The sequence below is a fragment of the Microcoleus sp. C2D2 genome (assembly GCF_036702495.1).
Taxonomy (GTDB): Bacteria; Cyanobacteriota; Cyanobacteriia; order Cyanobacteriales; family Microcoleaceae; genus Microcoleus.
On record NZ_JAUBTO010000004.1, the window covers coordinates 87,312 to 107,877 of the forward strand.

Here is a 20,566-nt window from a genome sequence, read left to right on the forward strand (position 1 = left end):
CTCGCACTCGCCTCTTACAAGATGCTATGGTTTTTTTTCGCTTACCTACTTAGGGGGAAATCAGGATGAGGGGAAAATGGCTATTTGCGGCGATTTTTGCTGGTGTGGTGACTGCTTTTACGATCGCACTTTTGACACAAAACTCAGCGTTAGCAAGGACAGAACTCTCGATAACAGAACTCCGCTGGTTTAATTTTTTCCCTGAAGATAGTTGGCAACGGGTACAATTTATTGTACCCGATCGCAACACTGCAAAATCTGCCGACGGCCGCAAGTTGCGGTTGTACGATGTTCATATTGCTAAGATGTTTGAGATTTCTCATTTTTTGTGCGATCGCGATCGGGCTTCTGAGGGGTACGATTGGTCTTATGAAGCGGAAAATGGCAATATTGAGATGGGACGCTTCAAAATTAGCTGCAATCTCGCCCAGTCCATAGCTGCTGCTTACGGGTTAGGGAAACCGGAAATTTCAGTCATTCGCCGCAACTTCAACCTGAAAAACGGCGGCCCTTCTCTTGCGAGAGAAACATATTCTATTCCCACTCTGAACATTGTTAATAATAGAGTTTTGCAGTGGAGGAATTTTGTGCAAAAATTTCCCCCAATTCCCGATAAGTCAGGTGAAAAGCAAGCTAACAGTAGTTTTCCGGCGAGTAACATCTTTAGGCAAATCAAAGGCAAAACGCGAGTGCCTGTTTTTCTTCCGAGTAGACTTCCTTTATCTGACCTTCAGCAAGTTGATTTTGATGTGCAAGCAGGTTCCCACGGTTACATTGTGGGAATGTATTTAGGCAAAGGATGCCGCGCGGGAGCCTGTTATTTTGGCACAATCGAAGCTAAAAGAAATGAACCGTTTTCGCCTCCTTCGCAATTACCACAGGATACTTACAGAAGCATTGAATTGGCGGGCGGATTCAGGGGTATTTATTTCAATAATTGCGGTGCTTACTGCACTGCTTTTGTTGAGTGGCAAAGGCTGGGGGTGCTGTACCGAGTCACAATGAAAAACGGACGACAGCAAGAAGTTGTTCAGATAGCAGATTCTGCACTTCAAGCAGGGCAACGTTAAATTTTCCTGGGAAATGCAAAAGGTACGCGGGAGCCAAGCTATCCCGAACGCGCGTGCCTTCGGGCAGGGTATGGAATCGATTTTTTTCGCATTAAATATCCCGTTGCTGTACACTTAAAAAGTACCTAAAAAAGTAATGAGATGCCTGCGATTAGCGTTGAAGAAGCCAAGCAGAGTCTGCAAGCTATCTTGGAAAAGGTGGCTTTGGGAGAAGAAGTGACGATCGTACATGAAGGTAAAGTAGTAGCTCGGGTAGTCCCGCCACTCACGAAGGAGCAGCGGTTAGCTGAACTCAAGAGATTCCGAGACTCTATTCAAGTAAAGGGTGAACCGCTGAGTGCAACAGTCATTAGGCTGCGAGAGGAGGAACGCTATTGATTTACTTGGATACTAGCGTCATTGCTCCCAATTACTGGCCCGAACGTCTCAGCGAAGCATCTCAGCAGTTACTGAGGACTGAGACTGAACGAGGGTTGAGCCAGCTAGTTGAGGTAGAATTTTTTTCCGCACTGTCTCGCAGAGTGCGAATGAGAGAAATTTCTCAGGAAAGGGCAAGACAAATAGCAATAGAGTTTCAGGCAGACTTGGACAGTGATTTTTATACTCGCATCCCCTTAGAGCCAATTCATTACAATTTAGCTCGCGATTGGATTAGCGCCTTTGAAGTACCGTTGCGTACCTTAGATGCACTGCATTTAGCAGTAGCAAGTTCTAATCAGTTGCTTTTGGTGACTGGCGATGAGGCTTTGGCTCGCAGTGCTCGGACTTTAGGAATTGAAGTTCAGTTATTGATTGCCGTAGCTGAGGGCTAAAAGGTGCGCGCGAGCGAAGCTATCCCGGAGGGAATCGACCTTTTGTCAAGGAAGCTGCACTTATGCCTCCACCAAAGGTGCATAGCAAAATTTCATATCTTCGCGGGAGATGATTTTAGTTGATGTTTCCGCAGGTTCTAATCCCTTGCGGGCGTTGAGCCAAGGTGTCTCTGATTGCGTCAATTCTGCAAGATGTTTAGCACTTAATTCTCCATAAGCATTCCAAACTTCTTCGAGGACTTCGATTTCATATTCATCAAATTCTTTTTCAAAATTATCGGGAGCGGGAATATCCTTGTATTTGTAAGCTTTGTATTCATTCCAAACATCGCGGACAACTGGGCCGGAAACCCAAGCTTCAATATCTCGATCAAATAGCGGGCGGCTTCTAAAGACCAAACTCCAAGCTTGTGCATAATACACGAGCTTTTGCAGTTTCAGAGGAGAAATGGTATCGCCTGCTTCTCGATCGACACGGCATAAAAAGTAACGAGCTACGTCAAGAGCACTTTTCATAGTTTTAGGATTTTAGTAATTTGACAAATTCGCTTTTGATGCTAAGCTATTTGGTGGCTTTAGAAGTACGATCGCAATTACGATCGCCCTTTTCCCCTCGCAACTACATTTCTCTCCCCAAATCCCGCAATCTTTGAGCTAATTCTTTCTCGCTGCTGCTGAGCTAACTGCTCAGGCAAACCAGGTTCATCCGGCTCGACCCTAGGTAAATCTTACATCGCCTGCAGCCTTTGCTTCGGAATCTCGATCGGCTCGAGTGCAAGCGACGCCGAATGCTGGATGGGAAACATCATCAAGGCTGACTGCTACTGGCGGTCATACAATTTTAGATTTTAGATTTTAGGTTTTAGATTGGCAATGGCTGATTATGTAAAGGTTTGGAGCTTGCCTACCGTTGCATCCTTTTTTCAAACTGGCGGTCATACAATTTTAGATTTTAGATTTTAGGTTTTAGATTGGCAATGGCTGATTATGTAAAGGTTTGGAGCTTGCTTACCGTTGCATCCTTTTTTCAAACTGGCGGTCAAAATATGGTATTTCTATTTTATCGCCCGAATTATCCCAACCAGCAATTAAAGTCCCCACCTGCGGTACGCTAGATCAGGTGAATATATTGGCTGATTTCAAGCTATCCTCCGATCGATCTTATGTCTCCAACCACATCTGCCCCCTCCCGAACCGTTCGCATTGGTTCCCGCAAAAGCCAACTCGCTCTCGTGCAAACCCACTGGGTGCAAGAACAGCTACAGAAACACTTCCCGGAACACACTTTTGAAGTCCATACCATGTCCACCCAAGGGGACATAATTCTTGATGTCGCCCTCGCTAAAATTGGCGATAAAGGACTTTTTACCAAAGAATTAGAAACGGGAATGATTAATAATGAAACGGACTTTGCCGTTCATTCCCTCAAAGATTTGCCTACCAATTTACCCGAAGGTTTAATTTTAGGATGCGTCACCGAACGGGAAAATCCCGCTGACGCCCTGGTAGTTCACTCTAAGCACAAAGACAAGCAACTCGACACCCTCCCAGAAGGTTCAGTAATCGGTACTTCTTCCCTGCGCAGGCTGGCTCAACTGCGGCACCATTTCCCTCATTTTGAATTTAAAGATATTCGCGGCAATCTCAATACTCGACTCGCTAAATTAGATGAGGGCGGTTACGACGCGATTATTTTAGCAGTTGCGGGATTGGAAAGATTGGGAATGGGCGATCGCATCCACCAAATTATCCCTGCTGAAATCTCCCTTCACGCCGTCGGACAAGGTGCTTTGGGCATCGAATGCCGCGCCGGAGATACAGAAATCATGGCAGTGATTAAAGCTCTCGAACACTCGGAAACCGCCCAAAGATGTTATGCTGAACGCGCATTTCTGCGGGAATTAGAAGGCGGCTGTCAAGTGCCGATCGGCGTCAATACCAAAATAGAAAACGGTCAATTAACCTTAACCGGAATGGTATCGAGTCTCGACGGCCAGCGATTCGTCAAAGATACTGTTTCCGGCGCCGCCGAGACTGCTGAACTGCTGGGAATTGACCTCGCTCACCGCCTGCGCCAACAGGGAGCTAGTGAAATTTTGGAGGAAATATTTGTCCAAGTTCAGCGCGGTTCCTAAACCCGCTCGGCATCTATTTGTCAATGCTTTTAGACGCGATATATCGCCTTGTGTTAAATAAAAATAACAGGCGGTTCGCTTTTGCTTTCACAGGTACACTAGCAGTATGTTTGTAGATTTTAGATGGGATTTTAGATGGGACTTACGAACCCGACCTCAGAAACCCGGTTTGTTCTATATCTGGTCGTCAAAGCAAGGATTTTCGCTGATTTTGGGTTCCAGAGCGTAAGTCCTATTAGAGCATAAAATTGACCCTCGGTTTCAAAAAATTCTGACTAATTTAGGACGCTCCGCTCGGGTGGAGGTTCGATTTAGGAACCAAGATTTCTCGCAGAAATCAAGTTTTTTTCGTAAGTCCTAGAATTCTCAATATACCATCCAAAATCTACAATCAAACATCCGAAATTAATCAGCAATTTATTTCAGGGAAAGGCAAAATATGAGCGTTAGGGAAACTCAAATAAAGCTGGAAGTGAAAAAAGTTCAGCAACTTTATCGCAAAATGCAGGCAGACCAAAAAGCTTTGCAGCAGCAATTGAAAGAGTTGAAAACTCAGGCAGGAAATTTTTCGGATGTAGTCGAGCAAGTCTTGCCGTCGGTAGTTTCCATTTACGTCATGGATTGGGATACACAAGAAGAGATTTCTTCAGGGAGTGGGTTCTTTGTATCGCCGGACATAATTGTCACGAATTATCACGTTGTCGAAGATATTGCCGATGAAGATTACTTCTATGAAGAAGATGAAGTCGAAGAGGTTTTAGTGGAAACTCACGACGGAAAATTGAGATTGGCAGAAGTCGTGTTTACTGGTAATGCTGAAGAAGATTTAGCTTTGCTCTTAATTAGCGATTTAACCTTCAACCCGGAAACAGGCGAACAAGTGCCATCTCCCCACGAATATCCTCCCCTAGAGCTGTCTTTTGATGTGAAACTGGGAGATAGAGTAATTGCTGTGGGCAATCCTTTGGGGCAGTTTGCTTCAACTGTAACTCAAGGTATTATTAGTGCAATTCGCGAACCAGAAGAGTATGAAGAAGGCGACGAAGATGATGATGTTGGTGAGGTGAAGGTATTGCAAACTGATGCGGCGATTAATCCGGGAAATTCCGGCGGGCCGCTGATTAATATGGCCGGTCAAGTGGTTGGGGTGAATACGTGGGGATGGGAAGATGCTGATAATATTAATTTGGCGATCGCCTCTGAAGCTTTGGATGACTTTTTAGCGGGATTTGAAGAAACTTTTGAGGAGGATTCTCAGAATTAGTCGGGAGTTGTCGGTAATACAGCAAATTGCAGATTTATGAATTACACCCGCCTATCGATAAATCCCCGTAGGGACACGAGGCACGGCTGTGTCTAAAGCTGCACTTAATAAACCTGGGATACGCTGTATGTGATTCGGGCGATCGTACTTTTTCTGAGAGAGGATGGAAAAGGCGATCGCTATTTCCTTAATTACATACTGATGGCTTTGCGTTCAGTTTTACTAATGCGTAAAGGCGATCGAACTGCATACCATTTTTGATGTTTACCGTCAATCATAAAGTGACATATAAATTTCATTAGATCGTGAAAATTGTCGCCGGAGGGGAGTCCTGGCGATCGCACTTTTGTTCACCGATCCGCAGTGCGGATCGACGCGGATGGAAAAAAGCCGATCGCATTTTTGAGTAAAGTGCGATCGCCACAGAGCAACTAAGATTTATACTTGTTTTTGGGCGCTGCGTTAATATTGTGCCGATCGCCATTTAAACTTAATTTAGACTTACTACCTCAAGGAACACAAGAAAATAATGCGCATTTTATTTGTATCCGCCGAAGCAGCACCCCTAGCCAAAGTGGGCGGTATGGGCGATGTCGTCGGCGCTTTGCCTAAATTTCTGCGGCGCATGGGACACGATGTCCGCATCTTCATGCCGTACTACGGTTTCATCCCCGACAAAATGGATGTTCCCAAAAAACCTGTTTGGGATGGGGGGGCCATGTTCCAAAACTTTTCGGTCTTTGAAAGTGTTTTGCCGGGAACCGATGTACCTTTATACTTATTGCAACATCCGTCTTTCTTGCCCCGCCGCGTTTACGGCGGTGTAGATGAAGATTGGAGGTTCACTTTATTTGCCAATGCTGCGGCTGAATTTGCCTGGAATCACTGGAAGCCCAACATTATCCACTGTCACGACTGGCATACCGGGATGATACCTGTTTGGATGAGCCAAGACCCGGATATCAGCACGGTTTTTACTATTCACAATTTAGCTTATCAAGGGCCGTGGCGCTGGCGTTTGGAGCAGATGACTTGGTGCCCTTGGTATATGCAAGGTCACAATACAATGGCTGCCGCAGTACAGTTTGCCGATCGAGTAAATACAGTTTCGCCGACTTACGCCGAGCAAATAAAAACCCCAGCTTACGGGGAAAGTTTGGAAGGTTTGCTGTCTTACCTGGGCGGCAAGGTTTCGGGCATTTTGAACGGAATTGATACAGAATCTTACAACCCAGAAACTGACAAGTACATCCATCAACAATTTAGTGTTGATACTATTGAAAAGCGCCCAGCTAACAAAATTGCCCTGCAAGAAGAAGTCGGTTTGGAAGTGAATAAAGGTGCCTTTTTAATGGGCATGGTGACGCGGCTGGTAGAACAGAAGGGGCTGGATTTGATTATTCAAATGCTCGATCGCTTCATGGCCTATACCGACGCTCAGTTTATTGTACTCGGAACGGGCGATCGCTATTACGAAACCCAACTCTGGCAAATGACAGCCCGCTATCCCGGTCGGATGTCCACCCAATTACTCTACAACGACGCCCTCTCCCGGCGCATTTACGCAGGCTGCGACACCTTCCTGATGCCCAGCCGTTTCGAGCCCTGCGGCATCAGCCAAATGCTCGCCCTCCGCTACGGGTGCGTACCAATGGTTCGCCGCACCGGCGGTTTAGTCGATACCGTTTCCCACAACAACCCGATCGACAATACTGGTACAGGTTACTGTTTCGATCGCTACGAACCCCTAGACTTGTTCACCTGCATGATCAGAACTTGGGAAGGTTTCCGCTACAAAGATAAGTGGAAAGAACTGCAACAGCGCGGTATGAGAGAAGATTTTGGCTGGGATATTTCGGCCCGGAAATACGTCAAGTTGTACAGCGATATTTTGGGAGTGCCCCCAGAAGAAACTGCACCGGAACCAGAGCCAGAATTGCTCGTTGGTAAGGGTTAATCTTAGTATTGTGCGTCAGTCGGTGTTAGATTCGACTGAATCGAGGGGCGGGCTGACGCACCCGAAAGCTTAGTAAGGTGCATCAGTGGGTTTTTGATTCAACTTAATCGAGCGACTGACTACTGACTACTGACTGCTGACTACTGACTACTGACTGCTGACTAATGACTAATGACTGCTGACTACTGACAAATTAATCAACAAATAAATCGAGAGGTAAATGACCGTAAGTTCCGCTAACTCCACCTTCTGAGGAAGATTGGCACGACACCAAAACGCCCCGGTAAGTTCCGGGATAGCCGTCAACATAATACGACCCCTTCAAAGTATTGAACTTAATATAAACCGAACCAGCAAATGCCGAAAAAGCATTTGGATCTAAAACAGCTTGATATCCCAAAGCTTTCAAATAAGCTTCTAAAGCTGAAAAACCCTCATCCGTCGAAGCAGCGCACACTCCCAACATTTGATAATCCGACAAACTTGCTACCAGCAAAATCGCTTGACGCAGCGCCTGTTTTTCCTGCGGCGATGCTAGAGATTGCATATCCAGACAAGTGAAATCTTTGAGGATTTGCTGTGCTTCTTCAACAGTTAGGGTAGTCGGGTTTTGAGTAGACATGAATTGCTCTGATATTTCCCAAAATTACGATCGACACTCGGCTACTCGTCAACGAATTTCTGCCATTACAACCCTCGATCGACGGCGGTAACACTTGCCCAAGTCCTGATTATAGCCGATTGTGCGCTCTGGCAATCAATTCTGGCGATCGTCTTCGAGGGCTTTCCTTCGGATCGTTTCGCTAACGCCAACACCCGTATCGCACAAAAAAGCTAGTAGTTTTTACCGATGTTTTCAAGTTTAGATCAGTCCGCGTTTTTTCAGCTTTGCTAGCGCATCTTCCGCCGCATTTTTCTCAGCATCTTTTTTGCTTTTGCCTTTACCTTCTCCATAGAGTTTCTCTGCGACATACACTTTCGCGAGAAATTCCGGCTTGTGGGGTGTGCCTCCTTCTTGGATGGTCACGTATTTAGGGGGAGTCGTGCCACCGTTGGCCTGTACCCATTCCTGAAAGCGATTTTTCGAGTCTACAGTCGATCGAGTTTCCACAACATTTTCGGGAACAGAATCAAACATTTGCCACACAAACTGGCGAACTTTGTCCATGTCTTGCGTGTCGAGATAGTAAGCGCCAATAAATGCTTCAAAAGTGCTGCTGAGCAAATTTGGATTGGTAATCCCACCTTCTCGATAAGCTCCCTTTCCGAGCCGCATTTTTAAGTCTAAAGCGATTTCGGTAGCAAATCTGGCTAATTGTTTTTCATCTACTAATGCAGAACGGCGGCGAGTCAGTTGGTCTTCTCCCATTTCTGGATGACGCTGATAGAGATATTCGCCGCTGATAAAAGTCAGCAAAGCATCGCCGAGAAATTCTAAGCGTTCGTTGTCTTCTTCGCGATATGCGGGGTTTTCGTTGACGTAGGAACGGTGGGTGAGGGCTTGGCGCAGCAGTTTTTCATTTTTGAATTCGGGAAGGGGAATTTTGATTTCTTGTGTTGGATTAGTTAATGGCATAGAAGTTTTGTAAGGGTTATTGTTTTTGGAGTTGGGTGTTGTTATGTGGACATGAAAGAGCCGCAGATAGCGGTTGGTTTGGAAAATCTAGTTTATCAAATAAACTGGATTTTTGCTATCTGCGGCGAGGTAAAGATCGAGCAAATTTATGCTGCCAGTTTGTATCCCTCGATCAACTTCGGTAATTCCTCTACAAAGTAGAATCTATCTGCAACCCTTTTCAGATTTTTATTTTCATTACCTTGTCGAGCCAAGATTATCACCTTTTTTCCTTTTTCTTGTATGCTAGGAATCAATATCTCGCCATAGCCATCTCCAGACACAACGATAAATAGGTGTGGATATAGACTACTTGCTGCTTCACCCGAACAGTCGATAGACAAACGAAAGTCAACAGCATTTCTGATTTTCTGGGATACAGTAACACAATCAAATCCAAGATTAACGAAGGTTCTTTTTTGAGAAACCTTATTTCCCTGTTGCCAATTGTCGTAAACCTTTCTGTTGACTACACATCCCAATGAATCAGCAAAAAGCGACACGTTGTTAGCTTGCTTTCCATCTGGGATGTTCTGATAATCCCAATAAATGGAAACTAAATCTTGCTGTTGGCGGCTTGATCGGTTTGAGGTTCGATGATTGTCCGTAGCTTGCTGTTGGCCGGTTGATCGGTTTGAGGTTCGATCATTGTCCGTCATTTAATTATGTCCTACAAAGAGGTTGACTGGACAGCCTCGATCTATCGCGCATCTAGCATTAATGGAGTTTTGTCTGTGGATTTGCTCAAAAATGAACATCTCGGCACAGGGCAATCTGTTACCACAAAACACTGTAATTTTCTTGGGATTTGATTAGCGTCTTAGCTACAGGGTTTACAGAACGGGAACGAGCTTAGTAGCAGCCCGTTGAAGGGAAATGGAACTCAATAATGTTTCGATTTTGTCAAGCTTGTATCAAGTTCTTAAAACGACATTCGACTCACATTCCGCGAAGGGAAATGGAACTCAATAATGTTTCGATTTTCTCAAACTTGTATCAACTTGTTAAAACGACATTAGACTCACATTCCGCTCAACGGGGTGCTAGAAACTTGCCCCAGTTGTATAAACCGTGTAGCTAAGACGACTCAATCAACATTCCTTGATTTTGAATGCGATATTTAGTTTTAGCTGTAAGCTGTTGTGCATTTAAAATGGGTATTTCAGAGGTTGAAACCCTTTACTGGCTTAGATAGCCTCGAAAATTTAAATGATGAACAGCTTACCTTTACTATGGCGTTCTAATTATTGGATGTCAAGTATTCACTCAAAATAATTTTCTTACATCCTTAGACATCTCACCAAGGTTTTCGCCAACCTGACACCGATCGCCCTGATAAGCTGTGGCGACATTTAAATTGTATGTCAAAAAAAATCAAAGTCTTGTGGGGTGGGCGTCCCGCCCGCCCTGAATATACAATTTAAATGCGCGACAGCTTACACTTTACCCGATCGACCGTCCCCACCTCAAAAACCCTCTGCCCCTCCCCCGATCGCCCCTCTCCCCGTGGGCCCATCCCGCTTATCTCCGACATTTGAACACTAAATGTTAAAATATGTTGCAAAGTTTCTCTAGTTGTGTTAAGTTTAGTTACATAAGGTTGAAATTAAACAAGGTTTATGGTCATGGAAAACAAAGACGCAAAAGTTGGCTTCACTGAGTTTGCTGAAACCTGGAACGGCCGTTTGGCAATGTTGGGCTTCGTTATCGGCTTAGCTACCGAATACCTCACCGGTCAAGGCATTCTCTCTCAAATCGGTTTGATGTAATCAGCTTAACTGCATACAATAGCTGAAATTCAGGCGATCGACCCCATCACAAGTGCACTCATCCCCCCCGCTAATAAGTCCCCTTCACTTCACACGGAAGGGGATGAGTGCATTTTCTCTCAAAAAATCCCACAGAGGGCATCATCAAAAATCTTTTCTGTCTCAATATTTATCGCGAGATTAACCCCAGCAAACTAAGCAATTCCTACCGAATCCAACATCCTCAATTTAGGAGTCAAACCAGGAAGCTTCACCAAACCGTCGCGTTTGTGACTCCGCGTGCTGTTACCTAAAATCATCTCCGACAGATCCGGCATTTCCTGCCAGCAGTGCGAGCAAAACCAATAAAGGCGATTGTGGCGAGCGTGGCGGAGCAATTGAGAGGAGCAACAAGGGCAACTATTCATGAGATTTTAAACCTTTTTTAAGATATGGAGCGATAACCAATTCATTACAGATATTGACGAATGTCGGTGCATCTCAACTTCATACACAACAATAAAAAATCTCTTTTCACTCAAAACTTTGAGCGTCTCGCAAGTACCATTTTTGGAAACCGAACAGCAACACCACAATCACAAGCTGAACGCTCCAAGGGGCCCAAGAGAAACCCCAAAGAAAACAACCCAGTCCCGCTAAAGCCACAATAACAAAAATATCTTGAGATGTTTTCCAGTAAATCCCGACTGCCACCAGAGAAACTATCAGTAGCAAAATGTAAGCTGAGGGCATAGTCGTCTTCTCCCAATGTATCTGCCAACAGTCAGAATCGCTCCCTGACCATGTGCTTAAACTTAAAACTAAAACCTGAAGAACTTATGAAGACGAGAAAGTTGTCACAAAAAGTAAAATACTCCTGCCAGCTTATATTTGTCGGAGAAATGAGTAGGAATACTGAGTTCATTGCTGAGGTCGAATCCGGTTAAATGAACGCACTACGAATAGGAACTTAGGCATCGCTTATTGGTATCAATTTCACCGAAAGACCGACAGGGTTGAAACGCCTGCTGGGCGAGCGGTTTTTAGTCTTAAACTGACTGGACAAAAGGCACAGCGCCTAAGTCCATACAGATATCCTGTGCTCTCGACCGGATTCGATCGCTCGGCACAATACCAAAGAAACCAAGTTTTTTTAACTCTCTTTGCCTGCAATACTAATGCTGGAAAAGCTGCACAATTCAATAGGGCCGATCGATCTATTCTTGCTCCCAGCCCAAAGCTTCAGCGACCTGAGCCGCCAAAAACATCGGTTCAAAAGGCTTAGCAATCACGCTCACCACCCCCAAATCCGCGAACATCCGCCTGTCGCCAGCAAGAGCCTTAGCCGTCAATAAAATTACCGGAATGTGCTGGGTAGCATTATTAGCTTGTAACTGTAGAAAAGTAGTAGGCCCGTCTTGGTCGGGCATCATCACGTCCAATAGAATAGCATCAGGCTGTTCGGCAAGAGCCTTAGCAACACCCTCGCGGCCAGAACTCGCGGTCAGGACTTCCCAGCCCCCCACCATCTCAAGACTGACTTGAGCCACTTCCCGAATATCTTCCGCATCGTCAATAACCAAGATGCGCTTGGCAGTCAAAATTAACATTTTTTTAGAAATGAGAACTGATCACAGATTAGAAGCGAAATGCGAATATTTTCTAAAGAAAATTATCTTACCAGATCGGACTTTACAGTAAATTTTCAAAACTGTATAGCAGATGTTGAAGGCCCTTGGCCTCCCGGAGGCTTCGTGAGCGGGTAAAAAGAAATAAAAAACAAGACCTGCGTTGCAATCGACCGCCAGGGTTTCAACAATTAAGAACATCCTAACCGTCAGGCGCGGTTGCTGTAAAATCTCGCCCCCAAAAAAAGCCGCTTTTCCACCTCAAATCGCGATTTTTGCTCGCAGTCCCCGATCGGCCCAAAAGGCTGAGATTGTTTGTCGATGACTCGATCGAACAATCTGCACAAAATCATTGACATACTCCCCGGCGTAAACGCGCGGGGATTCTAAGATCACACAGCAATTGCAGGCAAAGCCTGTCTCACATCGCCTAGCTTAGCGGTCGATGCCCCAACCGCACAAATATTTTTAGCTGCGTTTTCATCTCGTCCATTTACAGACTGACAAGATGGACAACGCCATTGTGCGATCGACAAATCCAATTCTGTTAGGACATGACCACAATTTGAACAAGTCTTACTGGATGGATACCATCGATCAATAAAGATCACCTGCTTATCTTTTTTCTGAGCAACCCATTCCAGAATTTTCAGAAACTCCCCAAAAGCTAAATCAGAGATTTTGCGTCCCCAAAGGCGTTGCATTCCTTTAAGATTTAACGTCTCAAAACAAAGCACATCAAATCTATCGGTTAGAGCGTGAGCCAATTTCCAGAACCAGTCAGAACGACGATTTACAACGTCTTCATGTCTGCGGACTAAATTTTTCCTAGCTCTTTCGCGGTTAGCCGAACCTTTCACCTTAAGAGAATGTTGACGGCTGGCTTTTTTGATAGCAGTGAGCGATTGCTTGAGGAATTGAGGCGACTCAATCTTAGAACCATCCGAAACTGTGAGGAATGTTTTCAAACCGAAATCAAACCCAGCGATGTGACTCGTCTCGACTTTGATTTCAGGTTCGATAACACTGTCAACAACAACGACCATGAACAATTCACCCAGTGGCGTGCGTTTAATGGTTAGTGTTTTGACCGTCCCCTCAATTTCTCGGGAATTCCAATATTGATAAACTTTCTGCCCAATCTTGATCCGATTGCCTCCCAAAAATTTATAACCAGCTTGCTTAAGGGTGAATGATTTGTACTTGCGAACCTTCTTGAAGTGCGGCGGTCTAACTCTTTTTTTATGGTGCTTGAAAAATAACTGGTACGCTTTTTCAATTCGTTGACAAATATCTTGTACTGCTTGAGAGCCAACTAATTGCCAAAATTCTTTGCGTTTTCGCAGCTTAGCAATATGAGCTTGAAGTTGAGCGCAATTTAAGTGTTTGCCCCACATTCGATAGTACCGTTTGTGGAGCGCAATACAATGGTTGTAGATGACTCCTGCGGCATTAATTGACCGCTTAAGAAATCTATTCCTTTTGTGTTGATACAGCTTAAATTTCAAGGTTTTCATACTTTTAGTATACAGTGATTGAATGGCTCCTTGGTATCAAGAAATATTAAGACTCTTGATTCGCTGCTCCTTGATCCTCTAGAATCTGAATCAAAAGCCGTCCTAGAAGGACGGGGCTTTAAACCCAATTTTTCGGTAACTTTGGGTAAACCAGAGTCGAAATTAACTTTCAGTTGCCAGCCCCTCCCTTAGAACTGGCAGACTTAAGAAAAAAGTGCTGCCCTCCCCCAAAACGCTCTCCACCCACATCCGGCCCCCGTGCTGCTGCACGATACTGCGACAAATAGCCAGCCCCAAACCAGTACCTCCCTTCTGGCGAGAATCAGAAGCATCAACCTGTTGAAAGCGTTCAAAGACCATCTCCAGCTTGTCTGCCGGAATACCCCGCCCTTTGTCTTTCACAGCAATCACGATGTACGGCGAGCTCGTCCCTGGCAAGTGCCGATGGGCGGCGGCAGGCTCAGGAGACAACAAAGACGGAGACGACACCGACTTCAACCCAGCTTTTTGTGCCAAATCCCGATTGTGGCTCAACTCCCCGCTCAGCCAAACCGTAGCCCCGGAGGGAGAAAATTTAATAGCATTGCTGAGCAAATTTGTCAAGGCTTGAATAAGCCGATCGGGAACAGCTTGCAATTGCGCCCCCACAGGTTTCACCGACAGAGTAACTCCCGCCTGCTGAGCCATTCCCTGCATCTCGTCAGCCGCCTGCAACATCAGGTCAGCCACATTGCAAGTTTGTTTGACGGCAGTGCTGTAACTCGACTCCATCCGCTCTAAATCCAGGATGTCGTTGACCAACCGCACCAAGCGGTCAGTATTAGTGACAGCAATCTCCAGCATCCGCTTGGCTTTCACGGGGTAAGCGTCAAGCAGGCCGCTGTTGAGGAGGCCGAGGGCGCCGTGAATCGAGGTCATGGGCGTCCGCAGTTCGTGGCTGACAACAGAGATGAATTCATCTTTCATGCGCTCGACTGCAAGCCGCTCGGTGATATCCTTAAAAGTCACCACAGCTCCAATAATTTCGCCTTCTTCTCGCATGGGAGCGACAACGTACTCAACCGGAAAACTGCTGCCGTCTCGCCGCCAAAAAACCTCATCGGTGACGCGCCGCGCCTCTCCGTCTTCCAAGGTGGCTAAAATTTGAGAACTGACCCGAGACGGCAGCCGTTTGCCCGCCTGCGGTGCGGCGCAGTGCGGGACAAGTTCAGAGCCTGAATTGATGTGTGTTGCAGGTGACATTTGCTCGATCGCCTTTGAGCATTCTCCCTGTGAACGGTGTAAGCTTTCATAAACTGGTCGATCGATCAATTCCTTCGATTCGCACCCAGCCATTCTCACCGCCGCAGGATTGACAAAAGTTACTTTTGCCTCTTTGTTCAACCCGCAAATTCCTTCTCCTGCGGAGAACAAAATCATTTCTGTTTGGTGGCGGAGTTGTTCAAAGGCTTTTTCGACTCGCTTGCTGTCGCTGATGTCGCGAGAGATTGTTGAAACGCCGGTTACCGCTCCTGTGGCGTCTTTAATCGGAGAAATCGTCAGGGACACATCTATCTGTTGGCCGTCTTTCCGCAAGTGCACGGTTTCGTAATGGTCGATGCTGGCTCCCGCCGTAATATGTTCCAGAATTTGGGGCATTTCCTTCGGGCGTTCGGGTATTGCTAAAATCTCGATCGACTTCCCCTTGATTTCCGCCGCACTGTAGCCGTAAATCTTCTCTGCTCCTGCGTTCCAGCTCTGAATTGTCCCGGTGAGGGTTTTGCCGACGATGCCGTCGTCGGAAGACTCGACAATCGACGCCAAGCGCACGAGTTCGTCTCTAGTTTGCTTGTATTCCGTGATGTCGCGGCCCAAAATCACGATACTTTTGCGTCTGCCGTCGGGGTGAAATACGGGTACTTTAATCACGTCGTAGATTTTCACAGTACCGTCCGATCGGGGAATCATTTCTTCCCCCCTAGAAAGCTTACCTTTTGCCCACGCTTCTCGATCGCTGACCTCGCACGCCTGTAGGGCCTCGCGGTAAAAACTGCTGAGTTCTCCTAGCTGAAAATCTTTAAGGCCGCGGTAGTCTATTTTTTCTAGCTCGAACACTTCCAATATCGCTTGATTTGCCTCCTGCCACCTGCCCTCGCCATCTTTGAAGCAGACAATATCTGGCATGGCATTCATCAGCAAGTCGAGATAGGAGTTTTCTCGCCGTGCAGCTTCTACCTGGGCCCGCTTGGCGATTTCCCGTTGCAGGTTTTCCTTTGCCGTTTGCAGCGAGTCGATTAACAAACTTTCTGTAAAAGTCCTTTCTTTAATTACTTCCTGAAGTCTGTGGAGTTCTAGCGACTGTCGCCTGCGGGCCAACAAATTCTCTACCCGCAAGTGCAGTTGGACTGGTTCGGCAGGACTTACTATCAAATCGTCTATTCTGCCTTCGAGTTGTTTTGCCTGCTGCGAAAATGGCTGCTCAGAAAGAGCAGGCGTTGGGGATTTACTCAGAAGCAAAAACGGTAAAAATATCGGCTCGGCGGCAGCTTTTAATGCTTCTAGCAGCGGCCTTCGGCGATCGAAATAGGCCTCGTCGAGAATGCACAAGTCAAAAGCGATTTGGGGAATGGGAAATTCCGAGCTGGTATCTAAAGCGCGATCGACTACGATCACCTCATGCTCGGTGTTGAGGTGTGCGATCGGCAAATTAGGTTGTTGGTGGCGATCGACCAAGAGTAAAATGCGGCTCATTAGTTTTTTAATTTCCCAATGACTAATGATATGATGTCAGGTAACTTAAGCATTATCAGGTTTGTAGTCAGGACTAAAGTTCTCTTTTTTATGAGGGCCCAAGCCCTCACTACAAACAAATTTTATAGCTATCGATCGAGCGGATGCGATCGAAATGATGAAGGCATTAGACAGCCAGAGGAGAAGCCCCAATTCAATAAAAATTGATAATTATTTAATTGTTTGTTCCTTCAACTAATGACTAATGACTAATGACTAATGACTGTTAACTGTTGACTGTTGACTGTTGACTAATGACTAATGACTAATGACTGTTGACTGTTGACTAATGACTAATGACTGTTGACTAATGACTAATGACTGTTGACTGTTGACTGTTGACTGTTGACTGTTGACTGATGACTAATGACTAATGACTAATGACTAATGACTAATAACTTTTTACGGCATTCCCATCTCAATCAAAGCATCTTCCGGCATACAGGTAGAGTAACGCTCCCCTTCCGATAAAACTGCAATCAGCCTCACCTGCCAGTCGGGCATAATCTGCAAATCCGCCCAGGGCACTGCTATCTCCAAACATTTATCCAATCCCACTTGGGCCCGGCTGAGGCGGGGCTGCCACTCATCGCCCTCTCCTGCTTCGTGAAACGCAATCGATTTCGTCAGCAAATTAATCTCTAACTGATGGTGGAATCGGTAGTTTAGCGGTGCTTCGTCGGGCAAACCCGACAGCGGAATCAGACTGTTTTGCATCGTGCGATCGGGATAAAACCAGAACAAATTTAACTCTGGAGGGCAATCAATTCCCGGCCGTACCCCCGCCTTAAAGTCGGCGCGAATGTAAAAATTCAAGTGGTCAACCCCGTACCAAAGCCGCTGAATTGCCGAACTCCGGTGCATCGTACCCCTTGCTCCCCCAACTTCAATCCGACCGGCTTTGTCCCAATCCTGTTCGTTGCCGATACCGTCAATCACCGGGTGAATAAAGCTCAGCGGCTGGTGGTCGCCTTGAACCTCGTGCGCCTCTACTTGCCGCCGCACTTCCGGGGGTACGGGCTCGCCGAGAGCTTCATAAATCCCCGCTACGTGTTCGCGAAATAGCTGGTCGAACATGGCATCTTGGTTCGACGTGTGGCCTTCGCCAAACCACCAGAACCAGTCGGAACCTTCGGCCGCATAAAGCGCTTCCCAAGCTTCTGGGTTGCTTTCTTCTGTGGCCTCTGGATGGTTTGCCAGCATTTGTCTGGCGGGCCCTAATATGTCCCAAGCGCGATTTTTCGCGGGGTCGCCGATCCAAGTTGTGAGGGAACCGTCCACCCAGGAACCGGTGTGCAGTTGGGCTGCGGGAATTGTTTCGGTTGCTGGGAATTGGTCGAGAAATTCTGAGACTGTGACTAATTTGATATCTGGATTATCGCTGAGAGTTTGATAGAGGGATTCTAAGAACGGTTTGCCGTCTTGGGGATAAAATTCCCAGCAATTTTCGCCGTCTAGGGCGATGGTAACTAACCAGGGATTTTCTAAAGCTGTTTGGCCGTCGGACTGTCGGTGTTTGAGAGTTTTGCCGATCGCTTCTAAGTGTCCCACTAAATCTGATGCTGCTTTTTCCGGTTCCATCGAACCGTAAGTAAACCCGATCAAGTCGGACAATCTGTGGTCTCTAAATACTATTGCTAAATCGCCGGCAGGAGTTTCTAAACGGTAAGGGCGATATAACAATTCTGGTTCGCAGACATTCCCCGCCGCGTCGCGGTTGAAAAAGTGTTTAATTGTCCACCCCAATACTGCTTCGTCCGAGACTATCCATTTAAAGCCTTGTTTGGCAATGTAGGGCAAAATTTCCGGGCTGACTGCTTGTTCCGACGGCCACAAACCGCGCGGTTGGCAATCAAACCGGTCTTCATACATTTCCCAGGCTTTTCTCAGGTGTCGGGGAATATCTTCTTCCCACTGAAACCGGTGTTGTGGCAGCGTCATGTTGGGAATGGCTGTGCGGCCGCCGTTAGTGTCGGCAAGCAGCGGTAAAATCGGGTGCGTGTAGGGGGTTGTGGAGACCTCCAACTGTCCCTCATCTTGCATTTTACGGTGCTGGGGAATGATGCGAGCCAGGATTTCTTTTTGTTTTGAGTAGATATTTTTTCTGTCTGCCAAACTAAAATTTTGTTCTTGTTTGAGCCACCCTGCAATCTCCGGGTCATCCCAAAACAGCGGGTCAATCCAAGCTAAATTGTGCCACGCCAGCAAGTCGCTAAAATCCTGCAACTTCCAGTTTGCCAAACACCACTGAATGCCTTTTTCCTGCCGCTGATTGTAGAGTTGAGCGTAGCGGGGATGCGGCTGAATCAGGGTGTGGTAATTGGCGTCAAAGAAGTGTTCTAAAATAAACTCTTGTTCTTGGCTGTTTAAAGTTTCTGCTGGCTTTAATGTCACCGCCAAGTAAGGGTCTATTGCTCGGTCTGCGATGCAGTCTTCTATCTGCAAAATCAAGGACGGAACCAGGTTTACGGTTTGATGCAGTTTGGGATATTTTGCCAGAAGGAGAACTAAATCTAAGTAGTCTTTGACTCCGTGCAAGCGCACCCAAGGCAGTCGGTACTCGGCTGCTGCTGCGGTAGCTGATACTCGGGATTTGTACAGCGGTTGGTGTTGGTGCCAAATGAAGGCTACATAAAGAGGGTGAGGCATTGAGTTTGGTAATTGGTAATTGCTAATTGGTAATTGCTAATTGGTAATTCCGATGAAGAATGAAGAATGAAGAAAGGAAAAACAGCTATCAGCGTCTCCGTGAGTCCGGCAGCGCGAATCAAGATAATTGATAATCGGTCATTAATTAGTATGTCAACTTTCTCAGGACTGCTGACTACTAACTAATGACTGCTGATTACTGACTAATTACATTACCTGTTCGACTTCGCTCATTTCTGGGATGGCCTCGCGCAGGCGGCGTTCAATGCCCATTCTCAGGGTCATTGCGGAACTCGGGCAAGAGCCGCAAGCTCCTTGCAGCTTCAGCTTTACGACTGCGCCGTCGATTTCTACGAGTTCGACGTTGCCGCCGTCGGATATCAGGTAGGGGCGCATTTCATTGAGAACTGCTTCGACGTTCTCTTTGGTTAGTGGTAGTGTCGTCATATTTCGCCTCTGTGATAATTTATTGCAGTTGATGAAAGTTCGATTTGACTCAAGGACAGCATTCTCAACCGCCCGAGATTTAAGAAACCGGGTTTCTTGACAAAAGACTTGCGCACTCAGGTGAGCTGGCTGCAGGAAACCCGGTTTCTGTCACGCTGATGCTAGATCTGAATTCGGTCTCTGGTTCGATCGTAGCGTTACTTGCTGCCAAATCAAGTTGATTCTGATACGTTATCCAAAAAAAACCCGTTTTATTTAAGAAATCCGGTTTTTTGGTTAGCGCTACACTACTGCTGGTTCTAGCAGTTTGACGTTGGAGTAGTTGAACTCGGTTGTTGTCAATTGACCTTTTTCTTTCGATCGAACTACTTGCTTGGTCATGACATAATAGTCGCCTATCTTGTCAAAGGTATCTTCAAATTCGAGTTCTCTGATGATTTCGTCGGTTTGGGGGTTGCGGAAAACGGCGTCGTAGTGAGTGGCCAAAGAACCCTCGGGTGTCTCTAAGCTTTTGTGGGTGTCAATTACGAAAGCCATGCGGCCCATCACCCGGCTGACTTGAGAAATTGACAGACCTCGGATTTTATAGTTAGACCCCATTGAGTCGCCTTCCACTAAAATATCCACAGCGTCGGTGCTGTCCTTCTCGCCCAGGGTGAAGCTATTTTTGCCGTGAGATTTTTCAAATGTCGAGCGCTTGCGGTGGGTAACAATGTCCCGCATTTGGGTGTAAACGCTCTGCTGCACTTCCTCATCTTCAATGCCGCTGACTTCCACGCTCATGTCGGGTTTGATCCAAACATGACCCGTATATACTTCGTCGCCCTGTTTCAGTTCAATATCGGCACTGTAACCGGGAAAATTGGCATCCCAGGTGTAGCGGTGTTCGTAAGCAGCGCGAAACAAATCGCGAGCGTTGGCTTGCTCTGTCATAAATCCCTCTTTCTCTTGACAC

21 protein-coding genes are annotated in these 20,566 nt (G+C 46.4%); 7 read left to right on the top strand and 14 right to left on the bottom strand.

From position 1 onward, the window contains the following. Positions 1-65: 65 nt before the first annotated feature. The 3 genes from QUB61_RS02675 to QUB61_RS02685 all read left to right on the top strand — a co-directional run bounded on the left by QUB61_RS02675 (position 66) and on the right by QUB61_RS02685 (position 1,882). Positions 66-1,070, top strand: coding sequence for a hypothetical protein (locus QUB61_RS02675; protein ID WP_333128782.1), 1,005 nt, complete (start codon positions 66-68; stop codon positions 1,068-1,070). Between the two features lie 141 nt (positions 1,071-1,211). Continuing rightward, the gene (locus QUB61_RS02680; protein WP_333128784.1) at positions 1,212-1,448 is read left to right on the top strand and encodes a type II toxin-antitoxin system prevent-host-death family antitoxin; all 237 of its coding nucleotides are present in this window, start codon (positions 1,212-1,214) and stop codon (positions 1,446-1,448) included. Next, positions 1,445-1,882 carry a type II toxin-antitoxin system VapC family toxin gene (locus tag QUB61_RS02685; protein WP_333128787.1) on the top strand — a complete coding sequence of 146 codons (438 nt, stop codon included), beginning with the start codon at positions 1,445-1,447 and terminating at the stop codon, positions 1,880-1,882. The genes QUB61_RS02680 and QUB61_RS02685 overlap by 4 nt, the downstream gene beginning before the upstream one ends. Positions 1,883-1,942: 60 nt before the next feature. On the opposite strand, the gene QUB61_RS02690 is transcribed toward QUB61_RS02685, so the two are convergent. After that, positions 1,943-2,398 carry a type II toxin-antitoxin system antitoxin SocA domain-containing protein gene (locus QUB61_RS02690; RefSeq protein WP_333128789.1) on the bottom strand — a complete coding sequence of 152 codons (456 nt, stop codon included), beginning with the start codon at positions 2,396-2,398 and terminating at the stop codon, positions 1,943-1,945. Positions 2,399-3,045: 647 nt separating this feature from the next. On the opposite strand from QUB61_RS02690, the gene hemC reads away from it, so the two are divergent. Together hemC and QUB61_RS02700 are read left to right on the top strand one after the other, a co-directional pair. After that, a complete protein-coding gene (gene hemC / locus QUB61_RS02695; RefSeq protein WP_333128792.1) occupies positions 3,046-4,017 on the top strand; it encodes a hydroxymethylbilane synthase in 972 nt (323 codons plus the stop codon). Positions 4,018-4,456: 439 nt separating this feature from the next. After that, positions 4,457-5,281 (top strand): S1C family serine protease, encoded by an 825-nt coding sequence (locus tag QUB61_RS02700; protein ID WP_333128794.1) that lies wholly within the window; start codon positions 4,457-4,459, stop codon positions 5,279-5,281. A gap of 298 nt (positions 5,282-5,579) precedes the next feature. Here the strand turns inward: QUB61_RS02700 and QUB61_RS02705 are convergent, their stop codons facing one another. Then, positions 5,580-5,765 carry a hypothetical protein gene (locus QUB61_RS02705; protein ID WP_333128797.1) on the bottom strand — a complete coding sequence of 62 codons (186 nt, stop codon included), beginning with the start codon at positions 5,763-5,765 and terminating at the stop codon, positions 5,580-5,582. Between the two features lie 45 nt (positions 5,766-5,810). Here QUB61_RS02705 and glgA point away from each other — a divergent pair, with 45 nt between their 5' ends. After that, positions 5,811-7,238 (top strand): glycogen synthase GlgA, encoded by a 1,428-nt coding sequence (glgA, locus tag QUB61_RS02710; RefSeq protein ID WP_333128799.1) that lies wholly within the window; start codon positions 5,811-5,813, stop codon positions 7,236-7,238. Between the two features lie 193 nt (positions 7,239-7,431). Here glgA and QUB61_RS02715 read toward each other — a convergent pair whose 3' ends face one another. The 3 genes from QUB61_RS02715 to QUB61_RS02725 form a co-directional block, all read right to left on the bottom strand. Continuing rightward, entirely contained in the window at positions 7,432-7,860 is a 429-nt protein-coding gene (locus QUB61_RS02715) for a DUF1824 family protein (protein ID WP_333128801.1), read from the bottom strand. A gap of 240 nt (positions 7,861-8,100) precedes the next feature. Continuing rightward, positions 8,101-8,814: a ribonuclease III gene (gene rnc / locus QUB61_RS02720; protein WP_333128803.1), complete on the bottom strand. Its 714-nt coding sequence runs from the start codon at positions 8,812-8,814 to the stop codon at positions 8,101-8,103. Between the two features lie 146 nt (positions 8,815-8,960). Beyond that, positions 8,961-9,512, bottom strand: a complete 552-nt coding sequence (locus tag QUB61_RS02725; RefSeq protein ID WP_333128805.1) for an NYN domain-containing protein — start codon at positions 9,510-9,512, stop codon at positions 8,961-8,963. A gap of 966 nt (positions 9,513-10,478) precedes the next feature. On the opposite strand from QUB61_RS02725, the gene QUB61_RS02730 reads away from it, so the two are divergent. After that, a complete protein-coding gene (locus QUB61_RS02730; RefSeq protein WP_332960203.1) occupies positions 10,479-10,622 on the top strand; it encodes a chlorophyll a/b-binding protein in 144 nt (47 codons plus the stop codon). Positions 10,623-10,816: 194 nt separating this feature from the next. Here QUB61_RS02730 and QUB61_RS02735 read toward each other — a convergent pair whose 3' ends face one another. The 9 genes from QUB61_RS02735 to QUB61_RS02775 form a co-directional block, all read right to left on the bottom strand. Further along, positions 10,817-11,029, bottom strand: a complete 213-nt coding sequence (locus QUB61_RS02735; protein WP_333128806.1) for a hypothetical protein — start codon at positions 11,027-11,029, stop codon at positions 10,817-10,819. 106 nt (positions 11,030-11,135) lie between these two features. Next, complete coding sequence (locus tag QUB61_RS02740) at positions 11,136-11,354, bottom strand: hypothetical protein (protein ID WP_333128809.1); 219 nt, start codon at positions 11,352-11,354, stop codon at positions 11,136-11,138. A 464-nt stretch (positions 11,355-11,818) separates the two neighbouring features. Next, positions 11,819-12,211: a response regulator gene (locus QUB61_RS02745; protein ID WP_332960206.1), complete on the bottom strand. Its 393-nt coding sequence runs from the start codon at positions 12,209-12,211 to the stop codon at positions 11,819-11,821. 227 nt (positions 12,212-12,438) lie between these two features. Next, positions 12,439-12,582, bottom strand: a complete 144-nt coding sequence (locus QUB61_RS02750; protein ID WP_333128812.1) for a hypothetical protein — start codon at positions 12,580-12,582, stop codon at positions 12,439-12,441. A gap of 39 nt (positions 12,583-12,621) precedes the next feature. Beyond that, positions 12,622-13,746 (bottom strand): transposase, encoded by a 1,125-nt coding sequence (locus QUB61_RS02755; protein WP_333128814.1) that lies wholly within the window; start codon positions 13,744-13,746, stop codon positions 12,622-12,624. 162 nt (positions 13,747-13,908) lie between these two features. Then, on the bottom strand, positions 13,909-16,476 hold the full coding sequence (locus QUB61_RS02760) for a PAS domain S-box protein (protein ID WP_333128815.1): 2,568 nt from the start codon (positions 16,474-16,476) through the stop codon (positions 13,909-13,911). 441 nt (positions 16,477-16,917) lie between these two features. After that, positions 16,918-19,164, bottom strand: coding sequence for a glycoside hydrolase (locus QUB61_RS02765; RefSeq protein ID WP_333128817.1), 2,247 nt, complete (start codon positions 19,162-19,164; stop codon positions 16,918-16,920). Positions 19,165-19,371: 207 nt separating this feature from the next. Further along, positions 19,372-19,611, bottom strand: a complete 240-nt coding sequence (locus QUB61_RS02770) for a NifU family protein (protein WP_333128820.1) — start codon at positions 19,609-19,611, stop codon at positions 19,372-19,374. 282 nt (positions 19,612-19,893) lie between these two features. After that, positions 19,894-20,544 (bottom strand): DUF3386 domain-containing protein, encoded by a 651-nt coding sequence (locus QUB61_RS02775; RefSeq protein ID WP_333128822.1) that lies wholly within the window; start codon positions 20,542-20,544, stop codon positions 19,894-19,896. Between the last annotated feature and the right edge of the window lie 22 nt (positions 20,545-20,566).